At 38.4% G+C, this 9,022-nt stretch carries 8 protein-coding genes and 1 pseudogene; 4 read left to right on the forward strand and 5 right to left on the reverse strand.

Annotated elements, in window-relative coordinates; genetic code table 11:
- The first annotated feature begins 171 nt into the window (after positions 1 to 171).
- Positions 172 to 1,170, forward strand: coding sequence for an IS30 family transposase (locus CD150_RS10855; RefSeq protein WP_050963127.1), 999 nt, complete (start codon positions 172 to 174; stop codon positions 1,168 to 1,170).
- Between the two features lie 62 nt (positions 1,171 to 1,232).
- Here CD150_RS10855 and phnE (CD150_RS10860) read toward each other — a convergent pair whose 3' ends face one another.
- The 4 genes from phnE (CD150_RS10860) to CD150_RS10875 all read right to left on the reverse strand — a co-directional run bounded on the left by phnE (CD150_RS10860) (position 1,233) and on the right by CD150_RS10875 (position 4,704).
- Complete coding sequence (gene phnE, locus CD150_RS10860; protein WP_011303195.1) at positions 1,233 to 2,048, reverse strand: phosphonate ABC transporter, permease protein PhnE; 816 nt, start codon at positions 2,046 to 2,048, stop codon at positions 1,233 to 1,235.
- On the reverse strand, positions 2,045 to 2,839 hold the full coding sequence (gene phnE, locus CD150_RS10865) for a phosphonate ABC transporter, permease protein PhnE (RefSeq protein WP_103161580.1): 795 nt from the start codon (positions 2,837 to 2,839) through the stop codon (positions 2,045 to 2,047). The genes phnE (CD150_RS10860) and phnE (CD150_RS10865) overlap by 4 nt, the downstream gene beginning before the upstream one ends.
- Before the next feature lies 1 nt (position 2,840).
- Positions 2,841 to 3,614, reverse strand: coding sequence for a phosphonate ABC transporter ATP-binding protein (gene phnC, locus CD150_RS10870; RefSeq protein ID WP_026034723.1), 774 nt, complete (start codon positions 3,612 to 3,614; stop codon positions 2,841 to 2,843).
- 133 nt (positions 3,615 to 3,747) lie between these two features.
- Positions 3,748 to 4,704: a phosphate/phosphite/phosphonate ABC transporter substrate-binding protein gene (locus CD150_RS10875; RefSeq protein WP_048793926.1), complete on the reverse strand. Its 957-nt coding sequence runs from the start codon at positions 4,702 to 4,704 to the stop codon at positions 3,748 to 3,750.
- Between the two features lie 254 nt (positions 4,705 to 4,958).
- Here CD150_RS10875 and CD150_RS10880 point away from each other — a divergent pair, with 254 nt between their 5' ends.
- Positions 4,959 to 6,524 (forward strand): hypothetical protein, encoded by a 1,566-nt coding sequence (locus tag CD150_RS10880; protein ID WP_011303199.1) that lies wholly within the window; start codon positions 4,959 to 4,961, stop codon positions 6,522 to 6,524.
- Between the two features lie 23 nt (positions 6,525 to 6,547).
- Entirely contained in the window at positions 6,548 to 8,080 is a 1,533-nt protein-coding gene (locus CD150_RS10885; RefSeq protein ID WP_019467662.1) for a bifunctional metallophosphatase/5'-nucleotidase, read from the forward strand.
- A 70-nt stretch (positions 8,081 to 8,150) separates the two neighbouring features.
- On the opposite strand, the gene CD150_RS10890 is transcribed toward CD150_RS10885, so the two are convergent.
- Entirely contained in the window at positions 8,151 to 8,390 is a 240-nt protein-coding gene (locus CD150_RS10890) for a hypothetical protein (protein WP_057534269.1), read from the reverse strand.
- Between the two features lie 67 nt (positions 8,391 to 8,457).
- Here CD150_RS10890 and CD150_RS10895 point away from each other — a divergent pair.
- Positions 8,458 to 8,778: pseudogene (locus tag CD150_RS10895) on the forward strand (PhzF family phenazine biosynthesis isomerase); the annotation flags it as partial.
- Positions 8,779 to 9,022: the final 244 nt, after the last annotated feature.

The raw sequence follows: 9,022 nt of genomic DNA on the forward strand, positions 1-9,022 counted from the left end.
TTCGCCATGCCACGAAATTAGCATCATGCTAGCAAGTTAAGCGAACACTGACATGATAAATTAGTGGTTAGCTATATTTTTTACTTTGCAACAGAACCAAAAAGAGCCCTAAAATCATCAATCTAGTAAAATAAAGTTTGCGAAGACAAAATTTTACTGGAGATGATGATTATGGACTCATATAAACACCTTACCATAGAAGAACGCGAAAGAATATTCTTTCTTAAGGCTAAAGGATATTCTTTAAGAAAAATCGCTAAAGATATTTGCAGAAGCCCATCAACTGTTTCTCGTGAATTAGCTAGAAACGCTTCCTCCGGAAGCTACAGCCCTACATATGCTCATAATAATTACAAGTGCAATAAGAAAAAATGCGGACGTAAATTATTATTAAAATCAAAGATTTTATTTGATAAAGTAAAATTTTTATTTCTTAATCAACAGTGGTCACCTGAACAAATTGCAAACCGATTGAAAAGTGAAGGGTTTCACCTGGCTATTAGTTATAATACTATTTACCGTGCTATTTATTTAGGCCTATTTGATCCGCCTAAATTAAGTCACGGTAACCGTGGATGTATTAGATTGTTAAGGCATAGAGGTAAGACTAGACACACTAAAAGTCATCAAGAAAATAGAGGTAGAATTAGAATAAGTTATTCAATACATGATCGACCTCAAATCATTAATGATAGAGAACGAATCGGAGATTGGGAAGCCGATACTGTTATGGGAAAAACTGGAAAATCTTGTCTTGTTACATTAGTAGATCGTAAAACCGGCTATTTACTTTGTGGTAAAGTACCTAAAAAGAAATCTGAGTTTGTGAAACAGAAAATCGTAGATTTACTTGGCACCTTACCAAACAATAAACGATTATCTATTACACCAGATAGAGGTAAAGAGTTTTCTAAACATCCAGAAATTACGTCAGAGTTAGATAACATTCCATTTTATTTTCCTGATCCTCATTCCCCTTGGCAACGTGGAACTAATGAAAATACAAATGGATTGATTAGAGAATATATAGCCAAAGGTATTGATATTGATAACATTACAGAAGAACAAATAGAACACTATGTTTATAAGTTGAATACACGTCCTCGTAAACGATTTGATTGGAAAACACCAGCAGAGCTTTTCAATGATAAGGTGTTGCACTTAATTTGACAATTGAAGATATAAATAACCATGGAATCACATCGTTATTCCATGGTTATTTATTGTTCTAATCATACAATTTTCTCTCTAATCTTGCCAGAGATGTAATCCACGATACCGACCATAATTACTAAGCCGATTAATATAATTCCGACACGATCCCATGAACGTGTCTGCAAGGCAAAGATTAATGGTGTACCGATACCTCCTGCACCGATTAAGCCTAAGATGGACGCCGAACGCAAGTTCAACTCAAAACGGTAAAGAATTAATGACATGAAAGTCGGCAAGATTTGCGGGATGACCGCAAATACTAATGTTTTAATTTTATTTGCGCCGCATGCTTTAAGCGATTCGGTTGCACTTAAATCGATATTTTCAATATCCTCTGCGAAGAGTTTTCCAAGCATCCCTACTGAATGAATACCGAGTGCCAACACGCCTGAAAATGATCCTGGTCCTACTGCTTTGATAAAGATTAAAGCCATTACGATTTCAGGAAAGACTCTGATAATACTTAAGATAAATTTGCTTGTGCCTGTGACTGGGCGGAGTTTGACAATATTCTTTGCGCCTAAGAACGCTAAAGGAATACAGATAATCGCAGCTAATATTGTTCCGACTACTGCAATCGCAAAGGTTTCTAACAAACCATGAAGCAAGTCTTCTCCGCCTTTTTGATAGACAAAGCCCCAATCCGGATGAGTTAGTCCTTGTAATATCGAACCGAGAATTTGACGGGATTTGTCTTTGATTTCTAAAGCAGGCATACCGGCAAAAGCCCAAATCAAAAGTGCCGCAACCACTAGTGCTGTTAAGGTATATTTGATTTTCTTCTGCTTATTGCTGTAGTTGTTCAATAACTCTGTTTTACTCATTGTCGTCATGTGAGTTGCTCCCTCACTTTCGAACTGATGAAGTCAATAATGACTACAATCAATAGTGTAAATAAGATAATCACTGCTGTTTTATCGTATTGGAACAGGCCGAGTGTTTGGTCATAAAAGAGACCGATACCGCCGGCACCGACTAAACCAAGTACCGCAGCTGCACGAATATTAATTTCAAAGGCGAATAATACATAAGACACATAAGAAGCGAGTGCCTGCGGAACGACACCGAACAAAATCCATTTGGTTTTATTCGCCCCTACTGCCGTCATGGCTTCTAAAGGGCCTGGATCAATCGCTTCTAAAACTTCATATAATAACTTTGCGACGATACTGATAGTTAATACAATTACCGCGAGCACCCCTGGAATTTGGCCAATCCCAAAAACCGCAACGAAAATAGCCGCAAGTAATAAATCCGGTATCGTACGCACAATGTTCAGCACGAAACGTGCCGGCATTGCTATCCATTTCGTACGTGAGATATTCTTGGCACATAATAATGCAATGGGTACTGCAATAATAGAACCGATAAATGTACCTACGATTGCCATACGAATCGTATCTAATATTGGATTCAATATCTGAGATAAATAACTTAAATCCGGCGGAAACATATCTGTAAATAAGACACCGATTTGAGGCAAGCCGTATAATAAATCACCGATACTAAATCCCGTATAAGTCAAACTCCATATTACTAAGAAAAGTACAAGGACTGCACTGAAAGTCGTCTTAAACGATTTCTTGTTATTTAACATCGACGCATAATCTTTCGCATGATCCATGCTAATTCACTCCTAACTTCTCTTCGTCTTGAATAGAACGGCCGTAAATTTCATTAAAGGCTTCATCTGTTGCACGCTCAACAGGGCCATCAAAGACCAATTGACCATCGCGCAAACCAATAATACGTGTGCCGTATTCACGTGCTAAATCTACAAAGTGCAAGTTGATAATAATTGTGATACCTAATTCTTGATTAATACGCTTCAAATCATCCATCACTTGTTTAGTTGTTAAGGGATCTAATGAAGCAACAGGCTCATCTGCTAAAATAATCGCAGGTTCTTGGCATAAAGCTCTTGCAATAGAAATACGCTGTTGCTGACCGCCGGATAATTCATCAGAACGTGATTTATACTTATCTAAAATATTGACGCGGTCTAAAGCTTCTAATGCTTTGATTTTGTCTTCCTTCGGAAATAGACCGAGAATCATTTTCCAAGTCGGATGATAGCCGACACGTCCGCTGAGTACATTACGCATCACCGAAGAACGTTTGACTAAGTTGAAATTTTGGAAAATCATACCGATATTTCTGCGCATTTCAAGCAGTTGATTGCCGCTGGCTTTAGTCATCGATTTGCCGTCAATCAGAATTTCCCCTTCTGTAATATCATGCAGCCGATTGATAGAACGCAGTAATGTCGATTTTCCTGAACCTGACAAGCCGACAATGACTGCGAAATCACCCTTTTCAATATTTAAATTAATACGGTCTAAACCGACATGACCGTTACTATAAACTTTGCGTACATCTTTAAATTCAATTTGACTCATACTCATTTCCTTTCCTTCTCGCTTTAATACAAAGCGAGCGTATTCAACGGACTCAATGTGCTCTTGCAAGCCTCACTGCGTTGAAATACGCTCATTAAAATGGTGTGATGGGGAACATCTGTTTGCTTTGTGCTTACTTCATTTCTTTGACTTTTTTATCGTATTCTCTAACGATATCGAAGTTTTCATCTTTGCTGTCTACGTAGTTTTCATGAGAGTAAACTTCACTGATGACTTTGTGTCCCTCTTTTGTTTTCGCAATATCTTTAAAGGCTTTTTTCAGTTTGTCGCGGAATTTTGAATCCATATCGCTGCGCACTGAGATTGTGTCGTTTGGAATCGGTTTAGTTAATTTTAAAATTTTAGTTTCATCAAAGACTTTAGGTTCGTCTTTTTTCACGATTTTACGTGCATCGTTGAATACAGCTGCCGCATCTACATCGCCGTTCATTAATGAAATGACTGCTTGGTCATGACCTTTCATGTTCACAACTTTCATGTCTTTTAAGACATTTACGCCTTCTTTGTCTAATTCAACAAGCGGGAAAGTATACCCTGCAGTTGAAGTCACATCTTGCAGCGCGATTTTTTTGCCTTTTAAATCTTTAACACTTTTAATACCTGAATCTTTTTTAACAAGAATTTCTGATTTATAGTCCTTTGTAAGTTCTTTTGAATCTGAACCGTCCTTATTCACTCCGAAACGTTGTGCTTGAAGCAATACATCCGCCGCTTTTTTATCGTGCGCTAATGTATAAGCTGTCGGAGGTAAGAAACCAACATCTACTTTTTTAGATTTCATCGCTTCAACAATTGTGTTGTAGTTCGTTGAAACTGAAACTTTCACTGGGATATCTAACTCTTTAGATAATAATTTTTCTAACGGTTTTGCTTTCGCTTCCAACTTATCTGCGTTTTGAGAAGGGACAAATTGAACTGTTAATTCTTTAGGTTTGTAATCCCCGCTGCCTCCCTCTTTATCACTTTCTTTCTTATTGTCTAAAGAACTGCCGTTGCCGCAAGCGGATACGAATAAAATAACTGCCATCATTAAAGCGAAGAGTGACTTTAACGCATGTTTCTTTCTCATTCAACATTCCTCCATATGTATTGCGATGTGTTACACATTTATTATATGAGTGAATTAAAGTAAAAAACAACACAATATTTGTGTAGATTGAGTAAATAATTTATGCAATGTTGATTATCTTTAAATTATTTGAAACTTTAGTTAAGTTATCGTAAATCTTAAATTTATCGAATGTAACTTTCTAGAATTACGAATATAATGAAAGGACAAGTAAATAAAAATAAATACATAACCATTTTAGGAGGAACATTCAATTGAAAGTAATCCATCGTTACGTCGCAAGTTCTGTTTTGATCGCATCTACACTACTCAGTGCATCACCTGATACATACGCACAAAGTACCACTGATGCACCGACTATCGGAGAAGCTGAAAAAGGCAAAGTACTTATGGATAATTCACATGCCCAAACCGCAGGTGCGGCAGATTGGGTCTTAGACGGCGGCTTTTCTGATTATGCCAACCAAATCGCAAAGCAAGGTTATCAAGTGAAAGAATTACGCGGACAGGCAAGTATCACGCCTGAAAAGTTAAAAGACACAAAGATTCTAGTCATTCCTGAAGCGAATACACCTTTCAAATCTTCTGAACAACAAGCTATGGTTGATTTTGCAAAACAAGGCGGCAGTATTATTTTCATTTCTGATCACTACAACGCAGACCGCAACTTGAACCGAATTGATTCATCTGAAGCCATGAACGGCTATCGCCGCGGTGCATACAACGATATGACCAAAGATATGTCGCAAGATGAAAAGCAGTCAGAGGCTATGCAAGGCGTAAACAGTTCTGATTGGTTAGCTGAAAACTTTGGTGTACGCTTTAGATACAATGGTTTAAATAATCTTACAACGAAAAATATGGTAACAGGCAAAGATGCGATGGGCATCACAGATAATGTCAACAGTGTGTCTATGCATGCAGGTTCAACGTTAGCCATTACTGACCCTGATAAAGCAAAAGGCATTATTTATACACCTGAAGGTTTATCTTCAGAACAAAAATGGTCGCATGCGGTAGATCAAGGTGTCTATGCCGGAGGCGGTAAAGCTGAAGGACCTTATGTCGCGGTGTCTAAAGTCGGCAAAGGCAAAGCGGCATTCATCGGCGATTCATCTTTAGTTGAAGACAGTACACCTAAATATAAACGAGAAGACAGCGGAGATACAAAGAAAACTTATGACGGCTTTAAAGAAGCAGATAATCAGCAATTGCTCTCTAACTTAACAACATGGCTCGGCAAACAAGAAGATGCCGAAACGATAACAGCGCTCGGTGTTTCAAAAGACCAAGCCACACCATTGAAAGATTTCGAACAGCCAAAGCAATCAACAGAACCGCAAAAAGAACCTTGGTCAGAACCTAAAGCAGGCTATAAATGGTACGATCCATCAACTTTTGCGGCTGGCAGCTATGGAGGCTCACAATCTGAAACTCCAAAAGAAGAGCAGCCTTCATCACCAGATGAGGATACAAGCAGTACATCTATCAATACGAATGGCATTGCATTCGATGTGCCTGAACAACTTCAAGCAGGACAAACATTTACTATCAAAATCCAATTTAAAGGTCAGCCTGCCAACCAAACTTTAAACGATTTGCGTGCCGGTATTTATGCAGATGGCGGACGCCAGCTTGCGACATTCGGCACACAATCATCACCAGGGTATAGTGCAGCACAATCTGTTCAAACAGACAGTGACGGCAATGCGACACTGTCCTTGAAAGGTCAAACAATATCTGATGCTTCAGGGTCTGCACACTTGCGTTTAAAACAAGGTTCGCATAACCTGAAAACACAATCTATAACGATTAACTGATACGCACATAGGGGGATTTTACATTGACACAACTTGCATTCTATATCGTCAGCGATGTACACGGCTATCTCTTTCCAACTGACTATCAAGACAAGACACAACGATTACCGATGGGGCTCTTGCATACCAAAGCCATCATAGAAGAAGATAGTGCACAGTACAAAAACACGATTCGTATAGATAATGGCGACTTTCTTCAAGGATCGCCTATCGGACATTATCTTGCGAAAGAAAGAGAATCTGCAGAACAGCTGGCGGCGATTTATAATCAATTCGTTTTTGACTTAGGTGTAATCGGAAATCATGAGTTTAATTTCGGCTTAAATTATCTCAAAGACACACTAGCAGATTTAGATTATCCAGTCTTATCTGCGAACATTTTAGAAAACGGCGAACCCTTCACTGGTCATGGTGTCACGTATTTACAAAGAGAGGGATTAACGATTGGCGTGATTGGTTTAACTACACAATATATCCCGCATTGGGAGAAAGCAGAATACATTGAAGGTCTGACATTTGAAAGTGCTGAAAGCACATTGGCACAGTGGCTGCCTGAAGTCAGAGCCAAATCTGATATTGTAGCAGTATGTTACCACGGCGGGTTTGAAAGAGATTTAGAAAGCGGTGCGCCTACGGAAGCCTTAACTGGAGAAAATGAAGGTTATGCATTACTCGACCGCTTCCACACCGACATCGACCTCTTAATCACCGGCCACCAGCATCGTGAAATCGCACAAGTCATTCACGGTGTCCCAGTCATCCAGCCTGGTTCTAAAGGCAATACTGTCGGCAAAATTGTCTTAGACTACCATGATCAAGGTGTGCATCATGCGACTGCACAGCTTTTAACTGATGATAATCCTGATAAAGCTGTACTGACAGATGAGCTTCAGCAATTCAGCGATTATATTGAACAATGGCTAGATGCCCCAATCACTTTATTATCTGAAGATATGGTCGTTGAAGATCAATTTAAAGCACGCACTGCACCGCATCCATACCTTAACTTCTTGAATTACATCTTAATGGAAGCAAGCAATGCTCCGATTGCGGCATCTGCCTTATTTGATTTATCACGCGGCTTTAAAGGCGAAGTCACAATGCGGGATGTCTTAAACAACTATCCGTTCCCTAATACATTCAATGTACTGAAACTCAGCGGACAAGATATTAAAGATGCTTTGGAACAAACAGCTGAATACTTTGAAGTACAAGACCAAGAAGTCATTGTGAACCCTGAATATGTTGAACCCAAGCCTCAGCATTACAATTATGATATTTGGTCAGGTATTGCCTATACTATCAAAGCAGGCAATCCTAAAGGCGAACGTATTACACGTTTGACCCATCAAGGACAGCCGATTGCTATGCATCAAACTTATGAAGTCGTACTGAATAATTACCGTGCTGTCGGCGGCGGCAACTATCCAATGTTCAGTGAAGATAAAATCATCAAATCGATTCCGACTGAAGGTGCACAGCTGATTATTGATTACTTGCAAGCACATCCTGAATTGGATATTCCGAATGTGACAGATTTCAAAGTTGAAGTATAGATTACATTAAAGACAAACACAGCCCCCGCATTCAATACGGAGGCTGTGTTTCATTCTTATATCAAAATTTTTATGCTGCTTCTGATAAACTGTCGACTAATTCTTTCACTGCTTTTGCATAGTTGTATTTTTCTTCTAAGAGTTTGTATGAAAGTTCATTCACACTTTTATCGACATGCGGTACTTGTGAGTCTTTGTCATAGATTTTGTTAGCTTTGTCCGCAAGCTGGTTGTATTTATCTGCAGAAACTTCTTTCGTTTCGCCGTCTTTATGATATTTTCCATACTTCACAGCGTCGAACTTAGGCATATCTGGTTCTGTTGCAAAGTTGAATTTATAGTATAATTTTAACTTTGCAACAGAACCAGAAAGACCTACAGTATCTATTCATCCATTTTGTTTTGAAACTTACCATTTTGACTCTGATATGCACGCTCGACATTTTTCTTCTCCTTTTTCTGGAACAACAGAAGATCCAATTACTGGAACAGCTTCTGGAGTAATGGGGGCCTACTTTTTAAAATACATAGAGAATAAATTAGACAAACCACTAAGTCTTATTGTTGAACAAGGTCAAGAAATTGGTAAGGATGGTAAAGTAATGGTTAAAGTGACTCCTGATGATAAGGAATGGAATGTACAAATAGTTGGAACTGCTGTTTATGTCCAAACATTTAATGTTCATTTAAATACCTAATGGTTGACACTTCCATCTTATAAAAAGAAAGAGAAACTACGATTTTATACGGATAAAATTATATAATTGAAGAAATTATGGATTTAATAGGTTTAAATTGGTCAAAAGTTTATCGATAGGAATGGTATAGAACTTTAAATAAATAGGGTTCTGTTGCAAAGTAAAAAATATAGCTAACCACTAATTTATCATGTCAGTGTTCGCTTAACTTGCTAGCATGATGCTAATTTCGTGGCATGGCGAA

It is taken from the genome of Staphylococcus ureilyticus (assembly GCF_002902235.1).
Classification (GTDB): Bacteria; Bacillota; Bacilli; order Staphylococcales; family Staphylococcaceae; genus Staphylococcus; species Staphylococcus ureilyticus.

Bases quoted from the DNA above. Each gene is read 5' to 3' on its own strand.
- CD150_RS10855 (WP_050963127.1), top strand. From the start codon at position 172: ATGGACTCATATAAACACCTTACCATAGAAGAACGCGAAAGAATATTC.
- phnE (WP_011303195.1), bottom strand. From the start codon at position 2,048: ATGACGACAATGAGTAAAACAGAGTTATTGAACAACTACAGCAATAAG.
- phnE (WP_103161580.1), bottom strand. From the start codon at position 2,839: ATGGATCATGCGAAAGATTATGCGTCGATGTTAAATAACAAGAAATCG.
- phnC (WP_026034723.1), bottom strand. From the start codon at position 3,614: ATGAGTCAAATTGAATTTAAAGATGTACGCAAAGTTTATAGTAACGGT.
- CD150_RS10875 (WP_048793926.1), bottom strand. From the start codon at position 4,704: ATGAGAAAGAAACATGCGTTAAAGTCACTCTTCGCTTTAATGATGGCA.
- CD150_RS10890 (WP_057534269.1), bottom strand. From the start codon at position 8,390: ATGCCTAAGTTCGACGCTGTGAAGTATGGAAAATATCATAAAGACGGC.